This is a genomic window from Leptospira terpstrae serovar Hualin str. LT 11-33 = ATCC 700639 (assembly GCF_000332495.1).
Classification (GTDB): Bacteria; Spirochaetota; Leptospiria; order Leptospirales; family Leptospiraceae; genus Leptospira_A; species Leptospira_A terpstrae.
In genome coordinates this window covers 170,288-196,832 of sequence record NZ_AOGW02000002.1, presented here as the reverse complement: position 1 = coordinate 196,832, position 26,545 = coordinate 170,288, and the positions used below count along the sequence as shown (strand labels likewise).

The 26,545-nt window shown below is 38.3% G+C and carries 28 protein-coding genes; 13 read left to right on the top strand and 15 right to left on the bottom strand.

The genetic code is table 11. The features are described 5' to 3' along the window. Positions 1–91 precede the first annotated feature (91 nt). The 3 genes from LEP1GSC203_RS01055 to LEP1GSC203_RS01045 are packed head-to-tail and all read left to right on the top strand — an operon-like array spanning position 92 to position 3,186. Entirely contained in the window at positions 92–1,261 is a 1,170-nt protein-coding gene (locus tag LEP1GSC203_RS01055; RefSeq protein ID WP_039936830.1) for a trypsin-like peptidase domain-containing protein, read from the top strand. 1 nt (position 1,262) lies between these two features. Next, complete coding sequence (gene ruvB, locus LEP1GSC203_RS01050; protein ID WP_002971864.1) at positions 1,263–2,288, top strand: Holliday junction branch migration DNA helicase RuvB; 1,026 nt, start codon at positions 1,263–1,265, stop codon at positions 2,286–2,288. Next, positions 2,269–3,186, top strand: coding sequence for an energy transducer TonB (locus LEP1GSC203_RS01045; RefSeq protein WP_002971706.1), 918 nt, complete (start codon positions 2,269–2,271; stop codon positions 3,184–3,186). Before ruvB ends, LEP1GSC203_RS01045 begins: the two co-directional genes overlap by 20 nt. Positions 3,187–3,189: 3 nt before the next feature. On the opposite strand, the gene LEP1GSC203_RS01040 is transcribed toward LEP1GSC203_RS01045, so the two are convergent. The 5 genes from LEP1GSC203_RS01040 to LEP1GSC203_RS01020 form a co-directional block, all read right to left on the bottom strand. After that, the gene (locus LEP1GSC203_RS01040; protein WP_002971566.1) at positions 3,190–3,501 is read right to left on the bottom strand and encodes a hypothetical protein; all 312 of its coding nucleotides are present in this window, start codon (positions 3,499–3,501) and stop codon (positions 3,190–3,192) included. Between the two features lie 4 nt (positions 3,502–3,505). Continuing rightward, the gene (locus tag LEP1GSC203_RS01035; RefSeq protein WP_002971760.1) at positions 3,506–4,690 is read right to left on the bottom strand and encodes a serine hydrolase domain-containing protein; all 1,185 of its coding nucleotides are present in this window, start codon (positions 4,688–4,690) and stop codon (positions 3,506–3,508) included. 73 nt (positions 4,691–4,763) lie between these two features. Continuing rightward, positions 4,764–5,177 carry a SufE family protein gene (locus LEP1GSC203_RS01030; protein WP_002971562.1) on the bottom strand — a complete coding sequence of 138 codons (414 nt, stop codon included), beginning with the start codon at positions 5,175–5,177 and terminating at the stop codon, positions 4,764–4,766. Continuing rightward, positions 5,170–5,520 carry a hypothetical protein gene (locus LEP1GSC203_RS01025; protein WP_002971767.1) on the bottom strand — a complete coding sequence of 117 codons (351 nt, stop codon included), beginning with the start codon at positions 5,518–5,520 and terminating at the stop codon, positions 5,170–5,172. Before LEP1GSC203_RS01025 ends, LEP1GSC203_RS01030 begins: the two co-directional genes overlap by 8 nt. Continuing rightward, the gene (locus tag LEP1GSC203_RS01020; protein ID WP_002971877.1) at positions 5,517–6,446 is read right to left on the bottom strand and encodes a hypothetical protein; all 930 of its coding nucleotides are present in this window, start codon (positions 6,444–6,446) and stop codon (positions 5,517–5,519) included. The genes LEP1GSC203_RS01025 and LEP1GSC203_RS01020 overlap by 4 nt, the downstream gene beginning before the upstream one ends. A 157-nt stretch (positions 6,447–6,603) precedes the next feature. On the opposite strand from LEP1GSC203_RS01020, the gene LEP1GSC203_RS01015 reads away from it, so the two are divergent. The 7 genes from LEP1GSC203_RS01015 to LEP1GSC203_RS00985 are packed head-to-tail and all read left to right on the top strand — an operon-like array spanning position 6,604 to position 12,870. Further along, a complete protein-coding gene (locus LEP1GSC203_RS01015; protein WP_002971819.1) occupies positions 6,604–6,783 on the top strand; it encodes a hypothetical protein in 180 nt (59 codons plus the stop codon). Between the two features lies 1 nt (position 6,784). Next, entirely contained in the window at positions 6,785–7,312 is a 528-nt protein-coding gene (locus tag LEP1GSC203_RS01010) for a hypothetical protein (RefSeq protein WP_039936828.1), read from the top strand. Next, positions 7,313–7,927: an RsmD family RNA methyltransferase gene (locus tag LEP1GSC203_RS01005; RefSeq protein WP_002971853.1), complete on the top strand. Its 615-nt coding sequence runs from the start codon at positions 7,313–7,315 to the stop codon at positions 7,925–7,927. It abuts the gene before it with no gap. Next, positions 7,905–10,025: a penicillin-binding protein 1C gene (gene pbpC, locus LEP1GSC203_RS01000; RefSeq protein WP_002971691.1), complete on the top strand. Its 2,121-nt coding sequence runs from the start codon at positions 7,905–7,907 to the stop codon at positions 10,023–10,025. The genes LEP1GSC203_RS01005 and pbpC overlap by 23 nt, the downstream gene beginning before the upstream one ends. A gap of 6 nt (positions 10,026–10,031) precedes the next feature. Then, positions 10,032–10,457, top strand: coding sequence for an acyl-CoA thioesterase (locus LEP1GSC203_RS00995; protein ID WP_002971844.1), 426 nt, complete (start codon positions 10,032–10,034; stop codon positions 10,455–10,457). Continuing rightward, entirely contained in the window at positions 10,454–11,737 is a 1,284-nt protein-coding gene (locus LEP1GSC203_RS00990; RefSeq protein WP_002971917.1) for a PP2C family protein-serine/threonine phosphatase, read from the top strand. Before LEP1GSC203_RS00995 ends, LEP1GSC203_RS00990 begins: the two co-directional genes overlap by 4 nt. Next, positions 11,734–12,870, top strand: a complete 1,137-nt coding sequence (locus tag LEP1GSC203_RS00985; RefSeq protein WP_002971754.1) for an LptF/LptG family permease — start codon at positions 11,734–11,736, stop codon at positions 12,868–12,870. Before LEP1GSC203_RS00990 ends, LEP1GSC203_RS00985 begins: the two co-directional genes overlap by 4 nt. Positions 12,871–13,001: 131 nt before the next feature. Here the strand turns inward: LEP1GSC203_RS00985 and LEP1GSC203_RS00980 are convergent, their stop codons facing one another. Beyond that, positions 13,002–14,447, bottom strand: a complete 1,446-nt coding sequence (locus LEP1GSC203_RS00980) for an FAD-binding oxidoreductase (protein ID WP_002971842.1) — start codon at positions 14,445–14,447, stop codon at positions 13,002–13,004. A 1-nt stretch (position 14,448) separates the two neighbouring features. Then, positions 14,449–15,201, bottom strand: a complete 753-nt coding sequence (locus LEP1GSC203_RS00975) for an SDR family NAD(P)-dependent oxidoreductase (RefSeq protein WP_002971609.1) — start codon at positions 15,199–15,201, stop codon at positions 14,449–14,451. Positions 15,202–15,252: 51 nt separating this feature from the next. Between LEP1GSC203_RS00975 and LEP1GSC203_RS00970 the strand changes: the two genes are divergently transcribed. The 3 genes from LEP1GSC203_RS00970 to LEP1GSC203_RS00960 are packed head-to-tail and all read left to right on the top strand — an operon-like array spanning position 15,253 to position 18,340. Beyond that, entirely contained in the window at positions 15,253–15,753 is a 501-nt protein-coding gene (locus LEP1GSC203_RS00970) for an NYN domain-containing protein (protein WP_269570661.1), read from the top strand. A 1-nt stretch (position 15,754) separates the two neighbouring features. Then, entirely contained in the window at positions 15,755–17,233 is a 1,479-nt protein-coding gene (locus tag LEP1GSC203_RS00965) for an MBOAT family O-acyltransferase (RefSeq protein ID WP_039936825.1), read from the top strand. Between the two features lie 9 nt (positions 17,234–17,242). After that, the gene (locus tag LEP1GSC203_RS00960) at positions 17,243–18,340 is read left to right on the top strand and encodes a DUF1574 domain-containing protein (protein WP_002971898.1); all 1,098 of its coding nucleotides are present in this window, start codon (positions 17,243–17,245) and stop codon (positions 18,338–18,340) included. Here LEP1GSC203_RS00960 and LEP1GSC203_RS19900 read toward each other — a convergent pair. The 8 genes from LEP1GSC203_RS19900 to truA form a co-directional block, all read right to left on the bottom strand. After that, entirely contained in the window at positions 18,313–18,675 is a 363-nt protein-coding gene (locus tag LEP1GSC203_RS19900) for a hypothetical protein (RefSeq protein WP_002971676.1), read from the bottom strand. The genes LEP1GSC203_RS00960 and LEP1GSC203_RS19900 overlap by 28 nt on opposite strands. A gap of 27 nt (positions 18,676–18,702) precedes the next feature. Next, complete coding sequence (locus LEP1GSC203_RS19895; protein WP_232225698.1) at positions 18,703–18,909, bottom strand: hypothetical protein; 207 nt, start codon at positions 18,907–18,909, stop codon at positions 18,703–18,705. A gap of 52 nt (positions 18,910–18,961) precedes the next feature. After that, positions 18,962–20,002, bottom strand: a complete 1,041-nt coding sequence (locus tag LEP1GSC203_RS00950) for a hypothetical protein (RefSeq protein ID WP_002971741.1) — start codon at positions 20,000–20,002, stop codon at positions 18,962–18,964. Next, positions 19,999–21,903 carry a FecR family protein gene (locus LEP1GSC203_RS00945; RefSeq protein ID WP_002971681.1) on the bottom strand — a complete coding sequence of 635 codons (1,905 nt, stop codon included), beginning with the start codon at positions 21,901–21,903 and terminating at the stop codon, positions 19,999–20,001. Before LEP1GSC203_RS00945 ends, LEP1GSC203_RS00950 begins: the two co-directional genes overlap by 4 nt. Continuing rightward, the gene (locus LEP1GSC203_RS00940) at positions 21,900–23,750 is read right to left on the bottom strand and encodes an adenylate/guanylate cyclase domain-containing protein (RefSeq protein ID WP_039936822.1); all 1,851 of its coding nucleotides are present in this window, start codon (positions 23,748–23,750) and stop codon (positions 21,900–21,902) included. The genes LEP1GSC203_RS00945 and LEP1GSC203_RS00940 overlap by 4 nt, the downstream gene beginning before the upstream one ends. Positions 23,751–23,828: 78 nt before the next feature. Continuing rightward, positions 23,829–25,139: an LIC11270 family surface protein gene (locus LEP1GSC203_RS00935; RefSeq protein ID WP_002971617.1), complete on the bottom strand. Its 1,311-nt coding sequence runs from the start codon at positions 25,137–25,139 to the stop codon at positions 23,829–23,831. Further along, entirely contained in the window at positions 25,139–25,777 is a 639-nt protein-coding gene (locus LEP1GSC203_RS00930) for a hypothetical protein (RefSeq protein ID WP_002971802.1), read from the bottom strand. Before LEP1GSC203_RS00930 ends, LEP1GSC203_RS00935 begins: the two co-directional genes overlap by 1 nt. Further along, positions 25,749–26,543, bottom strand: coding sequence for a tRNA pseudouridine(38-40) synthase TruA (truA, locus tag LEP1GSC203_RS00925; RefSeq protein ID WP_002971608.1), 795 nt, complete (start codon positions 26,541–26,543; stop codon positions 25,749–25,751). The genes LEP1GSC203_RS00930 and truA overlap by 29 nt, the downstream gene beginning before the upstream one ends. Between the last annotated feature and the right edge of the window lie 2 nt (positions 26,544–26,545).

Below are 26,545 nucleotides of genomic sequence, written 5' to 3'. Positions count from 1 at the left end.
CAAGTTTTTTTGTAAAAAAACGATCCCAAGAAATGAGAACTTTCCTGGAACTTTCGGGGTCTCATATTATAGGAGAGATAGTTAATTGTCTATGATTGATAAAAAAACGAATCCTTTACGTTACCTTGCGATTGCTTTTAGTTTTTTACTTTTGGGAACATTTTTGTCGCCCATCCTTACTTGCGGAAATTCTTCCGAAAATCCTCTGCAACTCAAAGCAGATGGCAGTGATAAATTGTCCCCGGCCCAAACACAAGCTGTGGCTCTGGAAGACGCCTTCCAAGAAGTATTTGATAAAGTGTCCCCGAGTGTGGTTTCGATAGCTACGGAACGAACAGTCAATGTCCAACAACATCCATTTTCTGGAGATCCGTATTTTGATCATTTTTTTGGACGTCCAGGTGGTGGTTCAGGTCGCGTGATGAAACAGAAACAAACCGGACTTGGTTCAGGAATTGTATTGAATGAAGATGGTTACATTATGACGAACCACCATGTGATCAAAGACATGGACAAACTCACTGTAAAGTTCAAAAACCAAAAAACTTTTGAAGCCAAAGTGATTGGTTCCGATGAAACCATGGATATCGCCTTACTCAAGATAGATGCTCCTAAGGGAACACTTCGTCCGATAGTTCTTGCAGATTCCAATAAGGTAAAAGTTGGGAACTGGGCAATTGCCATTGGTGCTCCTCTTGGATTCGAACATTCGTTTACAGTGGGTGTTGTTTCTGCCGTACAACGTGGTGGAATTGATTCTTCTGGTTTATCTTACATCCAAACGGATGCAGCCATCAACCAAGGAAATAGTGGGGGTCCACTTCTGAATATCCGCGGAGAAGTAATTGGGATCAACCGTATGATCGCTTCTCAATCTGGTGGTTCAGTGGGTATTGGATTCACCATTCCTATCAACGAAGCTCGCCGCGTTGCCGAAGAAATCAAAACAAACGGGAAAGTCATCCGACCTTGGATTGGTGTGGGACTCGATGCCATCAATGAAGAAGACATCGAACAGCTGAAATTAAAAGACAATAAAGGTGCCATTGTCCGCCAGATCATGAAAGGCTCTCCTGCCGATAAAGCGGGTTTGAAATTGTTTGATGTGATTGTGGAAATGGGCGGAAAAGAAATCCAAACACCAGAAGAACTCATTGGTTTTGTGAGATCGTCTAAAATCGGAAAACGAATCGAGATAAAAATCATTCGAAATAAAAATGAAATCTTGACTTCCATCACTCCGGAGCAGAAACCCAATTGAGGTGAGTTTAAGAGAAGATTGGATCCAACCGGCCGAAGATGAACCAAGCCTTCGGCCAACCAAATTATCCGAATTTATAGGACAAAAAGAGGTTTTGGCCAATCTCTCCGTATATGTAGAGGCGGCTCGAAAACGAAAGAGCCCCCTTGACCATGTTCTGATTTCCGGCCCTCCAGGCCTTGGAAAAACCACACTAGCCAATATCATTGCCAATGAATTGGCAGTTGCCTTCACTCCTACTTCCGCCCCAGCCATATCCAAAGGGGCAGACTTGGTTCGTTTTCTCACTCTTCTGAAATCCAACGAAGTACTCTTCATTGACGAAATCCACGGCTTTATCAAAAAACAGGAAGAACTTTTGTATCCCGCGATGGAGAACTTCTTTGTGGACCTTGTGGTCGGCGAAGGAGTCACCGCCAATGCTCTCCAGATCCAACTCCAGCCCTTTACACTCGTAGGTGCTACCACTCGGTCGGGACTCGTCAGTGAACCTTTAAAGTCACGTTTTGGAATCCATCTCAAATTGGATTTTTATACAGATGGGGAAATGCAAATCATAGTAGATCGTTCGGCAAAATTACTCGGTGTTTCGCTTGGGGAAGGTGTTGCTTTCGAAATTGGAAAACGAAGTCGCAAAACTCCAAGGATTGCCAACCACCTCTTAAAACGGGTTCGTGACTTTGCCGAAGTAAGGAATGAAACTTCTGTTAGTTTAGAAACTTGTCGTTTTGCCTTTGACCGAATGGGTGTGGACCATCTGGGCCTTGATGCTGTGGATCGACAAATTTTGGATATCCTGATCCAACGTTACGGCGGTGGACCCGTGGGAATCAAACCCATTGCTGTTGTCCTCGGGGAAGAGGAACGTACCATTGAAGACACGTATGAACCTTTTTTAGTCCGCGTTGGGCTTGTGGATCGCACTCCGCAAGGGAGAGTGGCTACGAAAAAGGCTTACGAACATTTGGGACTTGTGTATACTGGAAATACCGGGGAAAATCGCGAAAATGGCCCAACTCTCTTTTGATTTCCGATTGCCTGAAAAGGAAGAAGGGGAACGTAGACTTTTCTTCGCCTTCACCTTTGTCATTCTCATAGCTTCCTTCGTTCTTGCTCACCTCATCACAAGAAATATGCTTTGGAAGATGTTGGCAGACGAACAGGCATCTGAAATGTTAGGGCCAAAAGAACAAGAAAAAATCTACGAAGTTCTCGTAGAACAACAGTTCATCAATCCAGACAAAAAAGACGAATACAAAGCACTCTCTAACAAAGATTCGTCTGGCGGTGGTGGGCTCACAGAAAAACAAGGATTTCACACTCTCACCCAGTTTCGGGAATTTATCATGGGAAGTTCTGCTTCCACTCCGAGTAAAGCCCAACCCAAATCGGAACAATCCAAAGAAGAAGAAATTTTTGAAGTAGGTATTTTTAAAGCAGATCCTAAAAGTAATTCGAATTCAGAAGAAAGTCCAAACCAATCGGCAAGTGCCGGGCAGATGACAAAAATTCCCTTTAACTACAGATTCCAACAGGATTTTTTGTTTCGATGGGACGGAGCAAAGGCTCTCACTATTCCCACCAAACAGTTGGCAGGTTATTATTATTTTAAAAATATGTTAAAACGAATTGAGGAATCTTTTGCTCCTCCTGGTGGCGGAAACTATGCTTATAGAGATATGGCCGGTGTTGTGGCAAGAGAAGGAATCAAAGAAGGCGAAACCAAAGTTTTATTTATGTTAAGCGAACAAGGTCAAGTTTTGGATGTTCGTTTGGTATCCTCTCAAGGACAAATCGTTGTAGACCAAGCGTGTATGGATTCCATTCGGGGTCAAAACTTTGGCCCCGTACCTGAAGAAGTTAAGTCCAAAGGTCTTATCTTTGGAATCAACTTCATCTTTCCTGGAATCCGTTACTACCGTTAGTTGTTAATCAGTCACTAAAGAACAACCATATTCTTTCGAAAGATACTTAGCTGTATTCGTTCTTCCAAGTCCCTTTACTGTAACCGCCTTGTTTTCTTTATCGAGTTTGAATTCACTTATGGGAACCCACTGGCGAGCAAAGTCATGGCACTGGTTTTCTGAAAGTTCCATAACAAAGTAACAACTACAATACTCTTTGGAATAAAAACTGGAGATAATGGAGGGAAAACTAGAAAGGTGTTTCCAGTTCCACTGAGCCCAAAACAAAATAAATAAAAATAACAAAGAAAGCAGAACAGATATTTTTCTTTTCATAAGGTTACCGAATTACCGACTCTTTCACTAATTTTAAAAAATCATTTTTGATGAATGCCTTTTCGCGATCATCTCCAAACCGAACAATGATTAAATCAAGACTTGGAATCACGTACAACATTTGTCCCCAGTGTCCAAGACCGGCAAAGGTATCTTTGGGAGCATCAGGCCACGGTTCGTGGATTCCTCGCTCAGGAACACCCGTGTTGGCATACCAGTGGGCAGTATAATTGTCTTGTGATAAATCTTCTGAGTAGGGGGTGGATTTGTATCCTGGGGCAGGGGTTCTAGTGAACTGAATCCAACCTTCGGGTAACAGACGTTCGCCGTTCCATACTCCATCGTTTAAATACAAATATCCAATTTTTGCCAAGTCCTGCGCAGTCATATATAAGTAAGAAGATCCTACATAAGTCCCAGATCCATCTCTCTCAAAAGTGACATTAGTGATTCCTAGAGGTTTAAAAATCTTTTCGAAGGGAAGTTTGTCATATTCTTCAGCGCCATAAACTTTTTTCAAAATGGCGGAGAGAATATTGGTATCACAACTGGAATAATACACTTGAGTGCCAGGTTCTGCACGAAGAGGTAGGTTTGCACAAAAAGCTCCCATATCTTTACGGCCTCTTGTATACAACATGGCGATTACAGAAGATTTTAAAGGACCACTTTCGTATCCCTCTTCCGCAGCAAGACCAGAGGACATATTAAGAAGGTGTCTGATTGTAATTTTTTTATGGGCTTCATCACGACTTAGTGGTTCGTAATGATAATAACCAGGATCATCTAATTTAACAAGTCCTTGTTTGACCGCAATTCCATACATGGTTTGTAAAATACTTTTGGAGACTGACCAAGTTAAATGGACTTTGTCTTCAGAAAAGTTTCTGGCATACTTTTCATAAATAAGTTTCCCATTTCTTAAAATAACTAGGGCGTCTGTCCTTCTCCCTTTTCTATCTGTTTCATCTCCCGTTCTTGTGAAGGCATATTCTTCAACTAATCCAAGTTTGCTGGAAGATACCCCTACAGATTCAGGAGATACTACTTTCCAATTAGGACTTGGCCATTCGGGTTTTAATCGGGGTTTCAGTGTGTTTACTTCTGGTTCGCCACCGAAAGGAGAAAGGTCTTTGCCGCATTGGACAAAAACGAGTAAAAGTAGGATAAAGATAAATCTTTGTTTCATAGAATTCCTGGTTCAGATTCGTTTCAGAATTCTATGCGAGTCTTATTCGTTTGCAAAGGAAAAAAGAAAGGGGTTATGCTTTTTCTGCGTATCCCTTTAGTTTTTGTACCATAGAGTAGAGGCCGTTTCTTCTTGAGATCGAAAGAAATTTTGCAAGACCCACTTCTTCAATAAAACTTAGTGAGGCATCCGCTATATCTTTCGGAGATTGTCCTGAAAACACGCGAATTAGAATTGCTATAAGACCTTTGGTGAGAGCCGTGTCACTGTCCGCATCAAACTCTAATCTACCAGCTTCCAGTTTCGGTGCTACCCAAACTTTTGATTGGCAACCGGGCACTAAATATTCTTCTGTTCGTTTTTCATCTGGATAAGTGGGAAGTTCTTCACCTAACTCAATTAAATATTGGAACTTCTCTTCCCAATCGGTTAGATCAGAAAATTCTGCGATGATTTCTTTTTGAATTTCTTCGATAGACTTACTCATGTTTTGTACTCGAAGTAGGAATCTCAGTGAACTTTTCTTTTTTTCTCATGTAAAACTTGTTAAAGTTTGCTGTGGAAAGATTTTTTAATTCCACGCGATTCACTGTAGATACAGTGAGTTCATACAATTCTCCATTGGATTTAAAAAAGTAATCCATTCTAAGTTTTTCTTCCAAAATATATTCTACATCATTCCAAATTAATTTTTTGGAATCAAAATCTACATACAAACATTCAGGAGGTTTGGTAAGCACATAACAAAACTCACCAGCCTTAGGAACACCTTTATAAAACAATCCACAATGTAATAAACAAAGAGTGAGTAGAGAAACAAAAGCCTTCATTCTTTTTTTTCCGGAGTTAGGTCTAGTTTCGTTTTTGCTCCCGGTTTCTCCACAATCATCTTAGCTATGAGAAGCGGAATCTCTGGATTTTTTTTACCAGAAGAAAGGTAAAATTCTTCTAGTAGATCAATTCCCTTTTGTGAAAGATTTTGTAAGTGAAAGATTGTAGCTTCGGTGATAATTGAAGTTTCGGTAATCCTATCCGGATTGTTTGACTTCGCTTGTCTAAGTAATGACAAAGCTCCTACGTAATCTTTTTTATAATACTTGCCAAGGCCTCGTAAAAAATTCTCTTCCCTAGGTGTAAATTGAATCCCAACTTTATAACTTGGATCTTTGGTGATTGTGATGAGTTTATCGAGTCCTGCTGCATCCCCAGCTAACATGGTATTGAAGGTTAATAACCATATATAAACTGTTTGAAACTCTGGAGAAAGTTTAGAACGATCCAAATTTCCGTATTCGGTGATAAGAACTTGGGGTCTTTTTACCTGACGATGTGTTTCTCCAAGAAATAATAAGACTTTATTGTTTTCCCAATCCGAAAATGGAGAAGAAGAAAATGATTCCGCGGTCCTTGCATTCCAAAAAACAGAATCTAAAGTAGAATCTGCAAGCACAGAGGTTCCAATGAAATCTTGGAATTCGGATCCTAAATGCAAAATCAAACTGTCGTGATCGAAATAAATTCCAAGCCGATATAAATTCCAAAATAAACTTCGCGCAATCAAATGAAAGGCAACAGGATCCGTTGGATCTTTTTCGGAATAGGTAGTGGCAATCGATTGGAAGTCTTCTATATCTTTTTCTTTCAGATTTCCAGTTTTCCAGAGTTCGATTGTTTTTTCTTTGGTTTTTTCTGCCCTGACACTTTGGTCTTTTGCAAAAAGAAAATAAATTTCTTTTCTATAGGTAAACCCTAACACGGACAGACCAAGCGCTAAAACCAATAAAATTAGCGGTGTCTTTGATTTCTTCTTTCTGTGCGGTTCGTACCGGGAGTAAATCGCCATCGTTGGTTCCCATTTTTTTTTGCCCTCCCCACTTGACACGGCTTTTTCTTTGTGATTTAGTGAGAAGGGTATGGAAGATGACTTTTTAGAAGATGACGAATTCGATGCGGATAGCCTCAACGAAGACGTCGTAACGTATGCTTGTGAGGATTGTGACCACCGTTGGGAAGCCGAAGGGGAGGACGAATACCTCGATTCTTGGGAACTGATCTGCCCTATGTGCGGATCTGCGAATATCACCGAACTGTAATTTGACTTATTTTCAGTATATTTTTGGTTTTTTGATTCTACCATCGCTCCTTTGGGGCGAGACCTCCGGTTTTTCGACCCTTTACACAGAATTCAAAAAAGGAAATTACGCGACTGTATCCAAAGGATCCCTTCAGTATTTGAATGGGCCTTCGGGAGAAAAAGATCCAAGGATTTTTTTTCTTTATGTTTCTACTGAGGAAAATTGGTCCCAACTAAAAACTAAGGTAATTCGGGAATCTCCGCCTAACTTTAAGTCATCGGTTCACTATTGGAGTGCCATTTATCTATTTATGGAGCGAGCCCTTGTTTTTGGAGAATCGGATTTACTCATTGAATGGGGAAAAGAATTCCAAAAGTTTGGGAAACAAAGTCCCAAATACAACGATGCCCTCCTTTTGTATGGACTTGGGCTTATGGATTTAAAAAACGAGTCCGAGGCAAAGAAAGTTTTTTTAGAAATAGAATCCAATTCTCCCTCCAAACACGTGTTATCTCAGTTAGAAGAAATTAAATCTTCAGGTAAATAGATGAAAGGATTACGCGTATCACAAGGAAAGTGGAAGGGAAAAGAAATTCCATCACCACCAGACGTATCAGGACATTTAAATTTTACCAATAGCCTGATGAAAAAAGCCATCTTCTCACTTATGGACTCTCGTCTCCTTTCATGGGGTCTTAGTTTTGAATCTGTTTTGTTTTGTGATTACTTTTCGGGGAGTGGGCAAATCTCTGCGGAAGCCTATAGTCTTTCCGTGAAAAGACTCCTTACATACGAATTAGACCAAACAAGGTTTAGACAACTTCACACTTTATTTCGAGGTCTTACTAATGTCCAATTGTTTCGAAAGGATGCAACCAAACATACATTAAAGTGGGAATTAGGTGAGGAAGAGGCTTATATCTTTTATTTAGATCCACCTTACACGTATTGGTCGGAAACTCCTACTAGAATGAAAGAGATGTTGGAACAATTATATAACTTTTGTATAACTACAAATAAACCATTTTTAATTTTATGCCAAATTCCAGAACGGCAAGCCATTGATAAAATTTGGGCTTCTGTTCCTCACAAGGTGAGAGAGTATGGAAGCCATTCCATCATCGAAACAGGTTATGAAAATGCCGAGACAAGTGATCGGTAAAAAAAACGGTTTTAATTTTGGAACCAATCCATATTTAGTTTCTATAATTTCTGTCTTTATATTTTCCGTTGCCACACCCATTTGGTCTTTACCCACTTATGAAGAAGTAAAATCAGCTTACCAACCTTCCGACATACAGGTGTTTGATCGGGAAGGAGAACTTGTCCAAAGGTATCGTATCCAAAATGTTTACCGATCTGAAGAGTGGACTGATTTTAACAACCTACCTAAATTTGTAATTGAATCAGTAATTCATGCGGAAGACAAAAGGTTTTTTGTCCATGGGGGAGTGGATTCGAATGCACTTGTTTCTTCCTTTTTCGGAAATTTCACTGGGTCCACTCTCCGAGGTGGATCAACCATTACGATGCAACTGGTTTCTCTTTTGGATCCGGAATTACATCCTAAGGAATCCAAACGTAGGTCTATCTTTCAAAAATTCAAACAAATCCAACGGGCAGTGGAACTAGAAGAAAATTGGACGAAAGAAGAAATATTTACTGCGTATATCAATTTGATCTACTTTCGAGGGGAATTGAAAGGAATCAGTTCTGCAAGTAAAGGACTATTCCGAAAATCGCCTGAAGCATTGACACCTAACGAATCATATGTGCTTGCGGCCCTCATTCGTTCGCCGCAAAGTGCGATTGAAAAAGTGGCGAAACGCGTTTGTTTATTAAAAATGGAAAGAGATGGGGTAGATGACTGCTCCGCCATTTCTCGTTTGGTGAGAGAGTCCTTATTTCGTAATTTGGACTACCCACAGTATCCTTCCTTTGTTCCTTTATTCACAAAAGCTCTTTTGGATTTTTCGAAAGAAGATAGAAATTTGAATGGGAACTTAAAAGTGACCTCTTCTTTATCTTTAAACTTCCAACGAAAAGTGGAAGAGATCCTCAAAAGAAATGTAAAGACCCTTGCAGATAAAAATGTGAATGATGGGGCTGCCATCGTCCTCGACAACCGAACAGGACAAGTTCTTGTTTATGTGCCCAATATTGGCGAAGAAAGTTCCGTTGGTAAACTAGACCTCATTCGAAGTAAGAGGCAAGTGGGTTCTACATTAAAACCATTTGTGTATGCCCAAAACTTCCAAGAAAACAAACTCACTCCGGACTCGATTCTTTCCGATTCCCCAGTCGGGATTCCGGTTTATCAAGGAATCTATCGTCCGTTAAACTATGATAAATCCTATAAAGGAAGTGTGACGGTAAGAGAAAGTTTAGCCTCCTCGCTCAACATTCCTGCCATTCGTGCTTTATCTTTTTTAGATATTAATGAATTTGTGTCGGTTTTAGAAAGATTGGGTATCACGGGCCTTAGGTATCCTGAGTTTTATGGTCCTTCCTTAGCATTGGGAACTGCTGATATTACTTTACTCGAATTAACGAATGCCTACCGAACCCTTGCTAATGCAGGTGTTTATTCTGAATTTATTTTTCAACCATCGAAAAAGAATCTTATTACTCGAAAGGTTTTCTCACCTACGGTAAGTTATATGGTATCGGAAATTCTTTCGGACCGTGAGGCTCGTTCTCTTGGTTTCGGTTGGGATAATTATTTATCTACTTCCTATTATACATCAGTCAAAACTGGAACAAGCCAAGACATGAGAGACAATTGGTGTATCGGTTATTCAGAATTTTATACAGTTGGTGTATGGGTGGGAAATCCAACCGGCGCTCCTATGTTAGATGTTTCAGGGATAACGGGTGCAGCCCCAGTCTGGCGAGAGACAATGGATATTTTGCATGAGTCCCTAGATTCCAAATTAATTCCACCTGAGTTTGAAAATTCTTCAGAACTAGGTTTTCGCCCGTCTAAAAAAAACACGATAGAAAAGACAAAATCGACAAGAATCCTTACTCCTGTGAATGGAAGTATTTTTGCATTGGATCCAGATATTCCTTTGGGTCGTCAAAAAATCCTCTTTACTTTCAGTTCCTACGAGGTTTCGTATTCTTATTATTTAAACGATGAAAAGATTGGTTCCGCTAGCGGGCCTTTCCTCTGGGAACCAAAGAAGGGAGAGTATCGTTTGCAAGTAAAAGATAGAGATGGAAAAGTTTTGTCTCTTTCCTTATTTGAAGTTCGGTAACATACAATGTCAAAACCAATCAAATACAAACATAAATTCACACAACAAGTCGTTTGGGGTGAGATGGATGCTTTCGGACATGTAAACAATGTTACTTACGTCAGATACTTTGAATCTGCGAGGGCAGATTATTTTACCAAAGAAAGTTTGTGGGATTCTCCACTAAAGCCTGTTAAAGCAGGGCCAGTTCTCACCCATTTGGATATGGATTATCGCAAACAAGTTGTTTTCCCAGCTACTTTAGAAATCACCTTAGAAGTAGATTCTATTTCTTCTCGGGCATTCACAGTGATTTGTTCGATGTGGAATGAAAACGAAGAATGTGTTTTGACTGGGAACGCAGCCTTTGTTTGGTTTGATTTTGAATTACAAAAACCATCTGCTCTTCCCGAACATTTTAAAACTAAATTTGGATCTAACCATTTGGTATGATAAAACAATCCATCCAAGAACGATTTAAACTTGATGATGAGGTAATGAAGATTTCAAGAATCTGCCTCGTTGTATTTTTTAGTTTTATTGGTTTTGGTGTTTTTGCCCCTACTTCTGAATTAGGTTTATATGATCCCACATGGATTCGTATTTTACACGCCTCCATAACCTTAGGTTTTTTCTTTGCCACCTATGTTTCCGATTGGGTCCGTAAACAAATCCAAACCATCATGTTATTTTTCTTTTATACCATGAGTGCTCATTCTCTCATTCTTTTGTATTGGAATTCACTTTACATTGGTTATTTGGTGGGAATGATTTTGGTACTTTCTTGTATCGGGGTTAGTTTTGTGGATAGAAGGTCACTTGTATCCTATTTGGGAACAGTATCTTCCGCAGGAATTGTCATTGGACTTTATACAAAAGAACCGCAAGTGGATTTGCCATTGTATCTTTCTGCCATCATCACACCAGCCCTTGTTTCCTATTTAACACTAAACATTCGACTCAGTTCCGTAGAAAAACTTCGAATTTCAGAATCCCAACTCAAAGGGTTTCAAGACCGTATGTTAAACGAATTAGATATGGCAAATGAAACCCAATCCAATTTAGTAACTACCCAGTGGCCTAAAACAAAAGGAGTAAGGCTTCATTCCTTTTTTCGATCCTTTGGGCAAGTGGGAGGAGATGCGATCAGTTACTTAGAAAGAGAGGATGGAAAATTAGCACTCTTTTTTGCAGATGTTTCTGGTCATGGGATTGCCTCTGCGATGGTTTCTGCTATGGCAGTTCTTGCTTTTAAAATTCATGGAAACCAAACAGAACCCTCTGCCTGTTTAAAAGCGATCCACGAAGACTTACAGGCGTTAGTTCCAAATAACCATATCAGTGCATGCGTATTATTTGTGGATACAAACACAAGAGAAATCCAGTATTCCATTGCAGGTCATCCTCCGCTCATCCGTATGGAAAAAGATTCAGATCCCAAATTTATGGAAGGGATGGGAACACTCATTGTATCCTACTTAAAACCCAGTCTTAAAAATTTTACACTCACACCCAATCCAGGGGATCGAATTTTACTCTATTCCGATGGAATTTTAGAAGTTTTTGACGATGCAGGAGAGATTTATGGAGACGAACATTTACTATCCTCGGTAAAAATTCATTCTGACAAAAAAGGTGAAGAATTTTTGAATGCTCTATATGAGGACTCAATGTCATTTTCGGCAAAACGAATTTCCGACGATATGAGTATGTTGTTATTGGAAATTTTATGAATTTGTTGTTAACACCGTTTCTTTGGTTCAAAAAAGAGTTCATTCCTTTTCGCACTTTAGATCGTTATTTATTTTTAGATTTTTTTAGAACCTTTATAGGTACTCTCATCATGCTTACATCCATGATCGTGATTTATAAATTCACAGATGTAATGAAGTATTTGGTTTCTTCGAAAGTAAACCAAGTGCATGTGTATTTGCATGTTTTGTATTCTTTGCCATCGATGGTGGACCAAGTAGTGGCACCGGCACTTATGTTTTCCGTTTGTTTTGTCATCGGTCAATTTAGCGTAAATAAAGAACTTGTGGCAATGATGGTAGCCGGAGTTTCCTTTATTCGCATCATCACTCCCATTCTATTGTTTGGAATTGCGATTTGGTTAATCATGACTCTTTTTGGCCAAATGGTTGTGATACCAGCCAACAAAAAAGCACAGATAGAATATAGTATTATGGCGAAAGGTTCCAATCGTCTGATTGATTTTGTATACCAATTACATATCAAAGGCAAAAAAGGATTCTATTACGTATATTGGATAGATGAAAAAGAAAACACAGTAAAAGGAGGTTTCAATTATATTGAAATCACTCCTGATGGACATCCTACTTACACTGTTTCTTCTCAAAAAGCAAAATTCATTCCATCACCACATAGTTGGGTTTTATACGATGCAGAAGAAGTAAGATTCAATGAAAATTTAGAACTTGTATCTCGGATAAAATATCCAGAGAAAACTTATGATTTTGCAGAAGATTTAGCATATTTTTCAAAACCCATCCGTAATCCAGAAGAGATGAATTTTTTCGAATTGGCAGACGAGATTGAGTCCAGGATTACTAAAGGTATTCCTTTTCGCAATGTGATCATTCAACAACATATGGCTTTTGCAATGCCACTCATGTCTTTTGTTGTCGTTACGCTTGGTGCACTAGCTGGTGCCATTACTAAACGTTCGGCAGGTGTGGCAAGTCTTGGTCTTACCATTGCAGTAGTGTTATTGTATTATATTCTAAATTCTACGGCTAAAACTTTGGCAGAAAATGGTGCATTACCGATTTGGATTGGTATGTGGATGACACCAGTTATATTTACATCGGCTGCCTATTTTCTATACAGACGAATGAATATTTAATTCAATACTCAACTTGATTTTTTATCTTTAATTCCTATCGCTTATTTAAGTTTAAATGAAAAACGAGGAGTTTAACCTCCTCGTCTAAGCCCAAAAAATAATCAATATCCGCGTTTAGTTTCTTTTATGATTTATTTTTCTGTTAAAAACACTCGTTTGTAAAGGTCAGTTTGTAAAATTCCTTTTGGATCATACTTTTTCTTGAGTGAGTAAAATCTTTTGAGATTGTCTTTAGGAAAGTAGGATTCCATCACACGTTTGCGTAGGGTTGAGTCCTTAGCAAAGTAGAATCTACCTTTGTGTTTTAAAACTATCTCATCCATTTCATGGCACAAAGACCAAAGTTTTTCTTTGTTTCCTTTGGTAACGGGAAAGTCCATAGCCATAGAAAATCCGTCCACTGCATGTGTTAAAAGGAAAGGGTCTGGTTTGTGTTTTTTGAAAACCGATAGATAGTTTACAATCCCTCGTTCTTGACAAATTGTGAATATCTCACTAAATGCTTGTTTGGCGTTCTCTTTGGGAATAAACACTTGGTATTGAATCATGGCCCCAGGTTTATAAATAAATTTCCAATTGGGAACATAGTCCAAAAGAAAAGCATATTCTGCATGGCCTTGGTAATAGGCTTTATGATTTACTAAAATACTCGCAATACATTTCGCCAAATTGATCAGGCGCATTCCCAAATTAAAACTGAAGGGACGCATTAGTATCCACATCCATTTTTTAGGGATCACATAGAAAAGGCGAGAAGGTAGGTGTTGTCTTTCCAGTAAACAGTTACCAGGAAAGTCAGGATCTTCTCCTTCTTTTAAGTTAGTCGCTTTGTGGATTTGCCCTCTACCCATTGATTTTCCAGAAGCAAAGGCATCAATCCAACCTACTAAATAATCGGAAGACTTATAATGTTCTTCGAAGTAGGCAAATAGTTCATCAAAGTTTCTAACATAGACCGGATCAATTTTCATTTTACCCGCGTAAATAGGTTTCATTTTGATTTGTACTGTTAAAAAACAACCTAACATTCCAAAACCGGAGATTGCAGAATAAAATAGATCTGTATTTTTTTTAGGAGAACAAACCAAGATATCTCCTTTCGCAGTTAGAAATGTAAATTCTTTGATATGTTCTCCGATGGTTCCCACTTTGAAGTTGTTTTTTCCATGAATGTTCATAGAAAGTGCACCTCCTAGTGTTGGCATCATGGTTCCAGAAACTACAGGTGGCCAATATCCATTTTCAATTCCTGTTTCCCAAAGGTCTTTGATTCTAGCACCGGATTGTACAGTCATCACGCCTGTTTTTAAGTTAAAATCTAAAACCTTATTGAAATGAGTTAAATCCAAAACAATTCCATCTGTATTGGTGGAAGCATCGCCATAACTACAACCTCCACCACGTAACGCAACTTTGGTGCCAGTTTGGTTTGCCCATACAAAGAGATCTTTGATTTCTTCTTCTGTCTCAGGTCGAAAAACAGGAGATTGAGAAAAAGTACTCATTCCCCATGCTTCGACCTTTTCCTTTTTGGGAACTTTCACATCAAGAACGGATTTTGTTTTCTTTGCGACCATGTTATATACTCAGTTTTTTAAAAATGAAATTGGGAATGTTCCGAATGATAAGACCAACGAGTGCCCATATCCCTGGAACAAAAGCTTCGTCTTTTCCACTCGCGACGATGTTACGAATTTTTTCTGCAGCAACTTCAGCCGTGATTGCTTTGAGTAATCCTTTTTCTGGAAGTTTGAGACCCTTGGTCATTTCCGTAATGACAAACCCTGGTTTAATGGTTGTTACTTGGACATTGGATTCTGACAATCGGTTGCGAAGTGCTTCTAGGTATGTATTAAAGGCAGCTTTAGATGTATTGTAAACTGGATTTCCTTTACGTCCTCGTTCCCCTGCAATGGATGAGATTCCAATAATTTTACCAGACTTTTGTTTTGTAAAATAAGTTGCCACTGGATTTAGGAAGGCAACAGCACCCAGTAGGTTTACGTTTAACATTTCTAAATCTTTTGTCGTATTGTATTCATTAGGTGAAATTTCCGGCATCACTCCCGAGGCAAAATACACTTCGTCCACATTACCAAGTATTGAGAGTGCTTTTTGAAATGTTTTTTCAGCAGTGGAAAATTTAGTCACATCAAAGACCAAAGGAAAGGCTCTTTTCTCTTTTCCTAAATTGGCTTTTTTGGAAATGGACTCTAGGGACTTTTCCCTTCTTGCTAAAAGAACCACGGAATTCCCCGCGTTCAATTCAGCTTCTGCAATGGCTTTTCCGATCCCGCTCGAGGCACCGACGATGATTATTTTTTTCCCCATGTTTACGTTTTTTTGGTTTAATCGAATCTGGCAAGTGGTTTCAATAGAGTTGTGCCCGTAAATGAGAGAATCCTGATCGACGGGATGAATCTAATGTATAAATTTCCCGATTTGGCATTTTGTCTGGGGGAATACCGCCTGCAAGATGCCCGGGATGGGTTATTGGCCCACCTAAAACGATATTACGCAAAGAAGAAACATTCTAAGATTCTAGTATTTTTCGACGGGAAGAAGGATCTAACCTCAGATTGTTATTCGGAAGATTTTGGTGAATTCTCGGTTCATTATAGTCATGAAAAAAAAGCTGACGAACTCATCATCGGTTATCTCAATTTATGCCCTGTACCTTCTCAATGTTTGGTGATCACTTCAGATAAAGAGATTGTTAGTTTTGCACGTAGGCTTCGGGCCAAACGAATGACCTCAGAAGAATTTTATGCAGACTGGGTCAAAAGGGAAGCAGATGAGGACGAAACCGAATTTAACCACCTGAAAGAAGGATTGACACCAAGTTCGGAAACCGATTACTGGGAGAGACAATTCCTTCCTTGATATGTTGTTCAACTCAATCCCATTTTTAATCTTCTTTTCAATCGTTTATTTGCTCTATTGGGCCATTCCCAAAGTAGCTCGCAAATACTTTCTACTCATTGCAGGAATCTGCTTTTATGCCTACTTCTCATTGGCATTGACTGTCCACTTTCTTGTAGTCATTAGCATCAATTATCTTTTTTATCGGAAGATCAAAGTCACTCCAACAAAGTTTTGGATCGGACTTACAGTTATTCTCAACCTTATCAATTTAGGATTTTTTAAGTATATATATTTTTTCAGTAAGGTTCTCGCTGATCTAACGAACTATCCGTTCTTTAAACAAGTTCCTGATTTAATCCATATTGCTCTCCCACTTGCGATTAGTTTTTACACATTTCAAGTGATTGCCGCTGCCGTGGATACTTACAGAGATTCTACAAAACCTATCATTAAAGTTGAAGATTACTTTTTGTTTGTGGCATTTTTTCCAGTACTCATTGCTGGACCAATCATGAGGATGTCCGACTTTTTCCCCAACTTAGACAAACTCACACCGAATAAAGAAAAGATGTACCGGGCATCTTATTTACTCATGTCAGGGCTTGTAAAAAAAGTTCTCGTTGCAGATCCAATGTCACTTACCATCTCGCCAGTGTTTGGTTCTCCAGCAGAGTATGATTCTTTTTCTTTATTTATCGCTGGTGTTTGTTATGCGATTCAAGTTTATAGTGATTTTTCTGGACTCACTGACATGGCGCGTTCCATTGCTTTGTTTTTAGGATTTGAAACTCCTGAAAATTTTAAGGCACCTTTTTTCTCAACATCAGGGAGAGAACTTTGGAAACGTTGGCACATTACACTTTCTTTTTGGCTTAGAGATTATATTTACTTTCCTCTCGGCGGTTCTCGTAAAGGAGAACTTCGTACTTACTTAAACCTTATCATCATCATGACACTAGGGGGTTTTTGGCACGGAGCTGATTATACCTTTATCTGTTGGGGTTTTTATTGGGGAGTTATATTGGCAGGTGAAAGGTATTTCGAAGATAACCTGGGTTGGAAGTTAACTCCTGAAAAAAATAAATTTCTTATTGTTCTCAAAGCATTGATTGTCTTTGTATTATTTTCTATTTCCGGACTTATGTTTCGATCCAATAATGCGACTAATATGCTGGATCACTTTCACGGTATTTTTACTCACTTTTCAAATAGTTTGGAAGCCATGTTTATTGGAGATAAAAATGAGTGGTTGGTCTCAGCGACTTCTCTTTTGGGAAATGGTTCTTCTTTTCGGTTCCAACACATTGAAAACTTGGAACGAATTTTTTATACTTCGGTTGCCTTACTTTTTTTCCATCATATCCAGTATGTTCCGGAGTATTGGCAGCGAGTTCGTAAACATGATATATGGCTTGTTCCTGCGCTCGGTATTGTTACAATCTTTCTTCTTGCTACTCTTTCCCAAGATGGCGGAGAATTTATCTACTATAAGTTTTAGGAGACAATTGTGGATTTAATTCGTAATCGATTTTTGTTGGTCCCGTTCCTAGTTGTTTTCCTTACGTTTTGTTTAGACAAACTTTTGCTTTTAGAAAACATACATACCTATTTTTCAAAATCACTTTCTGATATTAATTATATTCAGAAACATCAGTTATATGAAGACTTAAAAGTTTATTTATCAAAAAAAGATCGAGACAAAGTGTTGGTATACTTTGGTAATTCTCGCGCCCTTTTATTTGACAATGAATACATTCATAAAAAATATCCAGGTTGGGTGATGTTTAACTTCTCCGTGCCAGGAGGAAAACCTGATTATGTTTTACAATGGATGGAAGAGTTTCGTAAAGATAACGTAAAACCAGATTTCTTTTTATTTGACCATTCGGTTGAAATGTATAATTCGGCAGCTACTTTAAAAGTAGATGAAACATTAACCAATGGACTCAATGTTTCTTTTGTATTAAAACATTTTTCATTATTTTCAACAGAAGATATTTCAACACTAATTGCAAAACGTATGTTTCGGGCTTATCAATACCGCCCTAAGTTGGATGTAATCCTTGCTCGTGCAAAAAATAAGGAATCATTTTTATATCCTTATCGTGAGCTACGCAATAGTTTAATGGAGAATTTGAATCAAGGGAAGGGTTCTGCGATGACCCCAGGGACTCACCAATCAGTTCTTCCTCAAGAGTTATTAAAAAAGTCAGCGATTGGCGACTTTCACTCGTATTTAGTACCCTTTCATTTTTCTGATCAAGTGTTGAGTTTCACAAACGAATCATTGGAACTTGCAAAACAATTGGGAGTTCCAACCGCTGTCATTTGGGTTCGGCTTTCATTGCCTTATATGGACCACATTCGAAATTTAAAAGTTTCAGTAGGTGATGGAAAGGTTGATACTGTGTATCATGATTGGTATCCTAGAATGTTAGAATACCATAAATCGAATGGAATACCGTTTTGGAATATGAATGATGATACAAATTATACCTGCAACAACTTTAGTGATGCAGGTCACATGTCACCGACATGTTATGATGAGTATACAGATTATATTTTTAAGAATCTACTTCAGTCTTTTGTGAAAGGTGCCCGGTAAAATTCAGTTCGATTTTGAACATCATTGGGTGAAAGTTTCTCTGGATCTGTAGGATTTGGTTTAGTCGGATTTTGTGGTTGAGGTTTGGTATTGTTCTCTTTATCCATTGAATAACCATAATAATATCCATGTACAATTTCAACGACAGTCACAGGTGTTTCTGAGCTTACATTTTGAATCTCTACTGTAATCTCTTCCGGTGGAGCTAATAATTCAAAGACCCACTGAGTTTCCCCTTCGATCTTTTCTTTTCTTAGGATGGTTGGATTTTCGTTTTGACCATTCCCTGAGTATACTGTGAGAACCCATTCTTTTAGTTTGCCATCGGTTGCCACACCGATCCCGATCGATTGCGGAGATGATTACCCTGCTTTTAAATCAAATCGAATGGCGCCTCCTTTAGAGACGGCACCATAAAGTCTTTTTTTAGATAGAGTAGGGTAAAGAGCCAAATCTTGAATTCTAGTTGTGACTTCTTTCACATTTTGGCTCAGAACGGATGGTTCGGAATGGAGGGCCTGGAAAGTGACAAGCGTGATTCCAACCGATGCAATCAAAGAGTATCTCATTCTCTTAATAGGACTAAAAAAAGGGATTCCTTACAAGCAAAAGAATATGAAATTACCTCGGACAATTTCGAAATTTAGTCAAATCTTGGAGTAACGATTGGCGTTCATCGGGGTCTAGATTGTTTCGATTTTTCCATTCTAATTCCATTCGTTCAAAAGCAGGCCGAAATCGGGGAGAACAATTTTTGCTAAAATACTGATAAGCACTGACTCGATCAGATTCATTTTCATTAATCAATTTATAGAATTCAAAAACTGAATGATTGTCTTCACTCGAAAAATTTAATATAACGTATGTTTTGTGGCATTCGCTCAGTGTTAATGCAGGAATTTTTGTGTTCTTACAATTGACCGCAACGTCAGTTTCTAAAAATGCTAACATCTCTTCGTATGTATAATCCCGAAAGAGTTTGCCTTTAGGTAAATTGATTTTTGATTTTTTGGATCCTTTATTCTGGGGTTCTTCGTTTCCATCTGCATCGGTTGTGTTGTGTTTTGGATCCTCTACCTGAACAAAATTGGAAATTACTTTCGGTTTTTGGTAGGGATTGGTCACTGTCAAATCATAAGGACCTGATTTAGCATCCGTTGTATCAACTTTTAAATCAATTCGTTCCGGCGATTTTACTTCCTTACTAAGGATAGGTAGTGTTTCATTTTTCTTAGTCAAATCCACCTTTGTTGCTTCTAAAAAATGTTCCCCTTCGATGGTAACATTCGATATAGATTTTTCAACTTTAGATTCTGACTTTGGAAGTATAATAGGCTTTTGTTCTTCTATCACTACTTTCGGTGGTTCTGATATGATAACTTCCAAATCTTTCCATGCTGACCAAACAGCGGGTTTTTTAAATAAGTTTAAAGGTGCTGTTCTTACTTGGTATACACCTGATGGAAGTTCTTCGATGGAATGATAGGCAGTATCAATTTTTTTATCGATAACAGTTTTGCCAGATTTTTCTTTGATTTGAATTTGGTATCCACTTGCTTCTGGAATGGGTTTCCAAGCAATGAGTTTGGTTCCGTCTTGCGCCCCAATAGAAAAAGTGACAAACCAAAATAAAATAAAAAATCGTTTAGTATTTAGTTTCATCGTTTTTCTTTATACAACCGTTTTGGAGAAATGAATTCAATATCAGAAGGTTTTAATGATTTAAACTGATCAAGTGCCAATATAAAACTTCCTTTTCTGGATAATAATAGGTTGGAATCTTTATACACACTGAGATCCCAAGAGAAGGAACCTTCGTCTAAGATACTTAAGTCCTTCAAACTATGTTTTGAATCTTTAGTGGAGATTTTATAAATAGCTGTTTTTTTATCACCTGTGTGTTGGTATAAAACAAGATCATATTTTTCTCCAGTCACTCCAGTAACCTTCCATTGAAAGTCTAAACTAGATTTTCCTTTCATTTGGACAATGGTTCCATTCGGAGACATCATTTCCAACCTGGGTTCTAATTTTCGATCTGGTTTGTTTTCCGTTGGATCTTCTATTGGTTCAGTTTTTTTCTTTTTGTCTACAATGGTAAAACTGAGCAAAGAAGAAGTCTCTGTTTCTTTGCCTTCTTTTGATTTTCCAATGATCGTTGCAAAAAAAGTACCTTTTCCCAATTGATTCCAGTTAGGTACGAGAAAATTTGATGCTGTTTCTTCGGAAAAAACTACCGATGCCATTTTAGAATCTTTAGCAACTTTTACTTGATAAGATTTTAATTCTGCATTGCCATCCCAAATCAAAATAGCTTGGTTCTGTTGGATTTCCTCTGCGGATATTTCTGTTCCAGAAGATGGTCGTAACCATTTTGGTGCTGGAACAGAATTTTGTTTTTTGATAATAAAAGAAAGGACTTGGCTTTCTCTATCCTTTGTATCAGGAAAGGAAGACTTTGCAATGACCTTCCAATAGTATGTGCCTTCCTTTAGATCATCATAAGAAATTTGATTAGCAGTCGTTTCTAATTGTTTGATTGGATTTACGAGTTTAGGTGAATTGGAAACGATCAACTTGTAAGTGTTAGCTGTTGTAAGTTTGGTCCAAGTGAGTGTGGTCAGTGGGTATGTCTGTACGAATGGGATTATAGTTCCGTTTTCAGGAGATTCTCCCTGAAAGGACTCTAGTTTGGTTACGAAAAATTTATTGATTTCACTGAATTCGTTTCCAGAACCTACCTTGTTTTTAACCTTCAATCTCCAATAAAAGGTGCCTTCTTTTAATTTAAAGTCAGCTTGGGTTCCTTCCACTTTTTCGTTGATTAACGTCATTTGAAAGTTAGGTGATCTTGAGACTTCCAAAATAGGATTTTCGTATCCTGATTCAATTTTCCATTGAAAATGAACGGAAACTTCTTCTGGTTCCGCATAAAATAATTTCTGAGAAGAAGGTGCAATTAGTACAACGGGAATTTTTTTGATTTCAATTCCAGTTTTTTTAAATTCGGCCTTTTTCCCTTCTTCAACTGCAACTGACTTGCCGTCTTGTTGTTTGACAGTAGTTTTTCCTTTTTCAACAAAAAGACTTAGTTCTCTTTCTTTGGACCTTTCGATTTTCACATTACCGGAATCTACATTAATTTCGCTACCGGCACTTGTGATTTTTAGTTGGTTGGGTTGAGTATCGTTCTTTTTAACTTCTAAGGAACCTTGAGTGAACTCGAGATTTGGTTCTTCTCCCGTTAAATCCAGGTTAAACATTGAATTTTCATCAATATTAATTTCCGTTCCATCTTTTAATCGAATGAGTGCATCTGAATAAGCTTCAGATCGAATTGTATCTTTATTTGTGAGTGGGCTATTGTTTTCTAATTTTTCCCAAATCACTTCATCTTCAAATTTTCTTTGAACAATATTATTTTTAAAAAAGATGGTTCCTACAACTTCTCGATCTCCAATCCCAATTTTACGATTGATATCCAAATAAAATAGTAAAGAAAAGAGAATAGCAACACCTAAGAGCGTGAATAGGACGAGGCGGTCTCGTTTATCTAAATTCATTTTTTCCCCTTTTTCACTACAGTAATTCCAACTAACTTTTGTAGTTCGCTCAAATTTTTTGGATAATTGGGATCTGTTTTTCTCCCGAGTACTGCGTAGACTTTTTGAGCTTTGGATTTTCCTTTTAACTCAATTTCTCCCATACTTAGAACATGGTAATCGGATTTAACTTCTTGGTAAGTTGTTTCTGTAATGAGTATGTCGGTGTGGGTTTCTTTATTTAAAGATTCTACTCGAGAGGCAAGATTGACCGAATCTCCAATCACAGTATATTCCATTTTGTCGGAACTTCCAATCTGACCTGCAATCACATAGCCAGTGTTAATTCCACATCCAATTTGTATGATAGGTTTTTTTACTGTACCTCTTCCTTTGTTAAACTCAATGAGTTTGTCTCGCATTCTAAGTGCAGCTTCTACCGTAGACTTAGCATGTTGTTTTGAATCTCGAAGGGCTCCCCAAGTGGCCATGATAGCATCACCAATGAATTTATCTACAGTCCCACCAGTTTCCTGTACACATTTTACCATTTCGGTCATATATTGATTTAAAAATTCTACCACTTCTTCTGGTTGTAACTTTTCAGATATGGCTGTGAAACTTCTAATGTCTGAGAAAAAAATGGTGCAATACTTTCTTTGGCCACCTATTGAGAGTTTACCTTTGGCAGCAAGTTCTGCGATATCTTGGTTCACAAATCGACCGAAGGAATCTTTTAATTTTTCACGTTCTTCCAAACCACGTCCCATACTTACGAAGGATTTGGTGAGAGTTCCAATTTCATCATGACTAGTGGCGTGAAGTTCAATATGATAGTTCCCACGCCTAATTTCTTCTGAAGCATCCACTAATTTTAAAATGGGTGTTGATAGGGATTTTGCAAAAACATAAACAACGATAAATGAAAGAGCTAAAGAAACTATCAATATGTAAACATTTCGTTTTTGGATGTTATTTACTTCTTCAAAAATTTTTGATTCGCGAACTTGGGAAACTACTCCAACACCACCTAACCCAAGTTTTTTGAAAGATCCGAGATGTGATACTCCGTCTTTAGATTCATAACGGAACTGTCCATTGTCAACGGTAGACTTTTTCATACGTTCTACAATGGGAAGATCATTCAAATTAATTCCCGAAAGAACAACTTTAGCATCAGGATGTGCAAGTACACTTCCGTCTTCACTGACAAGAAATGTTTCTACTGGCCCTGAGGTTTGGAAAGCATCTAATAAACTGTCTAGTTTTACTAGAGTGACAAGGATAGTATGTGTGTCTTTAGATTCTGAAAGTGGAAAACTTAGGCAAAGGATAGGATGACGAAAATGGGGACTAGCATTCCAAATGACTGTGGTCCCACCAAAAGATTTTTTTAATTTGGGTTGGATGTTTCGAAGTAATCCTTTTACTTCTGATTTTTGGTAGTCGTATTTTTGTAAAAACTCATCATTCAAAGCTTCAAACTTTGGCTCAAGGCTTACATCGTAGGCTCCGATTAAAAGAAAGTTTTGATCTTCCTCGAACAACTCTTTGGCGATTGCATTGGCTGAGGTCGGATTTCTTAAAATGGCAGAAGCCGTAATGTGAACATCTTGTTTTATCGAATGTAAGTCTGATTTTACTTTTAAGGAGAGGATTTCATTGATTTTGATATTGTTTTCTTTGACTCGAACCTCACTATCCTTTCTAAAAAAATAGGAAGCAAGAAAGATAATCCCAGACATAGAAACAAGTAGTACAACGGATGTGATGAGTAGAAGTTTGTATCGAATTGGAAACTGCAACTCTCCATGTGGGAGGGAATCCTTGGAAAGAAGGGAACGTAGTTTTAGCAATATCGTTTTCATATGATTGGTACTTTTACCAAGTTCACAAAAAACGGGAGTAAAAAAAAAGTAAAATTGAATGGAGAAACTAATTTTTTACTAAGGGCATGTCAAATCAACGTTATATGTTTGTCGGAATGGATACTCAGGTATGTTAAATGTAGTCTCTCGTACTACAGTGTCTGGATATCCGTCCTGTTTCGTCAGATCTCCCAAACAAACTGCCTTGTAAGTACCAGGGTTTAGGTATTTTATCTTAGCATTTTGTTTTGCAGGTGTAGCCGCAAGAGGCAAAACGTTTAAAAAATCAGTTTCATGGAATCGAAAGATGCCATAATAATGTAACAAAGAATTGCCTCCGCCAGAAATTGTCAGGCTAGAAGCTGTCTCAGGATAAATGACACGAGCCCTTGTCAAAATATTTCCGCCAGCGTCTCCTTCCCCTTTGTGATCAAAAAAGATATCACTCACTCCAACATAAGTTACGATTGTAGACCGACTTGTTAAATAAGAGTGTAACATCAAATTTTCTTTTAAGTTGATTCGGACTTCTAAAATATAAGGATCAAATCCATCCCGAATCACCATATCCGATTGTACTGATTGGGTATTCAATTGGGTAAAGAGCGCAGGGAACATTTTTGGAACAATAGTGCTTTTTGCAGAGGAGGTAGTTCCCGCCACATAGTTGTTACGTGGAACTATATTAAGACCATTGATGATGGGTCTATTATCAAAACGACCAGACACTGGAATTCCTGCATCAAGAGCATAACCAGTCACTAAGGAACGAAAGTAAATTGCAGCATAATAATACTCACGACCGAACCAATACCTTCCCGTTGCTAAAGCCGTTTCAATTCCACCAATGGTTTCGGAAGAAGGATCATTGGAAGGAAATTGTGCTCCAATTCCATTGAAAAAATCAGAAGCTTTGAGAATTCCGTTACTTTCGGTGCAAGTGTTGTTATCGAATGAATAAGTAACTGTACAAAAAACTTGTCGGTTCGGTGCAATATAGTCCCAGAATTTATTTGAATCCACTGTGTCGCGAATTTGCGTGAGTTCGTTTAATCCTTTTAAGTATTTACTGGAAATTCGCACTTCACCTATATCTAAGAAGATAGGAATACTTCCAGCTTTAGGGCGATTGACTAAGGTCATGGTTGGATCTAATCCTTCCCCTTGGTCATCTACATACAATTCCCCAGTTCCATTATTTAATTCACTCCAATCCAAAGGATTGTCTGTTGCATAAGTTCCTTTGAGGAGTAACAACATACGATTGTTGAATAAAGTAGAGATGACGGGAAGTTTGGATTCATCTCCTAAGTCTAGTTTGGTTTTGCAACCTATGATTACAAAAACATTGAGTAAAATTAACAATAATTGTAGGTATAATGACTTCACTAAAACAACACTCCTACAGTTAGACCGAAATAGAAAAAATCTACATTCTGCAAAGTGTAACTTGCTGGATTTTGTAAACGAGGGTCGTCATAAGGACTCGAAAGTGGGTATCGGTATTGAGCGGGAACATCCATTTGGGTTTCAAAGATCTTGTAATAGTCCAATCGAACACCAATTCGGATTCTACGACCAGCAATAAAACTTGCTTCTAACCCTGCAAATGCGGTTGGGTTCCATTTGGCAGTATCCGAGGGACGGGCCACAACATAAGCAGAACCGCCACCACCTTTGAGAAAAAATTGAATCGGGAGTTCAATCGGAATTTTGTAAGCTAAGGCCGCATAGAGTGGCATTGCAGTAAGAGCTCTCTCTGATCTTGATAAAAATACAGCATAGGAGCCACCAATTTCTGTGTAAAAAACCCAAGGCCAAGGCATACGAGCATAAAAACCACCACCAAGGGTTGTTTCCAACACACGAACGGTAGGGGTTCCAGGCATTGGATTGGCAGCGCCGACCCAACCACCAATTTCATACCTACGTTTATTGTATTCTTCCAGAGTTTGTGCAGAGAGAAGACCAGGAAACAGTGTGAGTGCAAAAAATAGGCTAAGGAAGAGGGATTTTATACAATTCATGAATTTCCGGATAATCTTCGTAATATGCGCGGACAAAATAGAGTCCATCCGGCGGGAGGGTAATCCCTGCTTTCGAACGGTTCTTCTCTTCCAAAATGGAGCCGATGGATCTAGATTTCCAACGTCCCTTCCCAATGTCCAGTAAAGTTCCTACTGTAATACGAACCATATTGTGCATAAATCCATTGGCACGGATACGAACCTGGATCCAATCTGATGTCAATCGTTCCAAACGAATGTCAAATATATTTCTTATGGAGCGTTTGCCTGCCATTGACTTTGCTTTTGTCAGTGATCGAAAGTCTTTTTCTCCAATCAAGTTTGTGAGTTGGTTTTCCACATAATCCCAATCCACAGGGTGTTTCTCCCAATAGGCCCTTCCTTCCACAAAGCTACTTTCATATTTACTGTAATAGATTTTGTAGATATACTCTCTGCCAGTACAACTAAACCTAGAGTGGAAGTCCATGGGTACTTCGACTATATTTTTAACGGATACTCCTCGTTTAGTTAGAGCATTCACTGACACTAAAAATTTGTGAAAGTTAGGAATGGGGAATTCTGTTTTAAAATTACACACCATACCGAGTGCATGAACTCCAGTATCTGTTCTGCCTGCGACTGACAAACGTGAGGCGGGATTTCTGCTTAAGATTATGGAAATAGCTGATTCAATGGCAGACTGAACTGTAGGAATATCTTTTTGTTTCTGCCAACCGTAAAAATGAGTACCGTCGTATTCGACGAGAAGTGCGTAGTTGGGCAAAC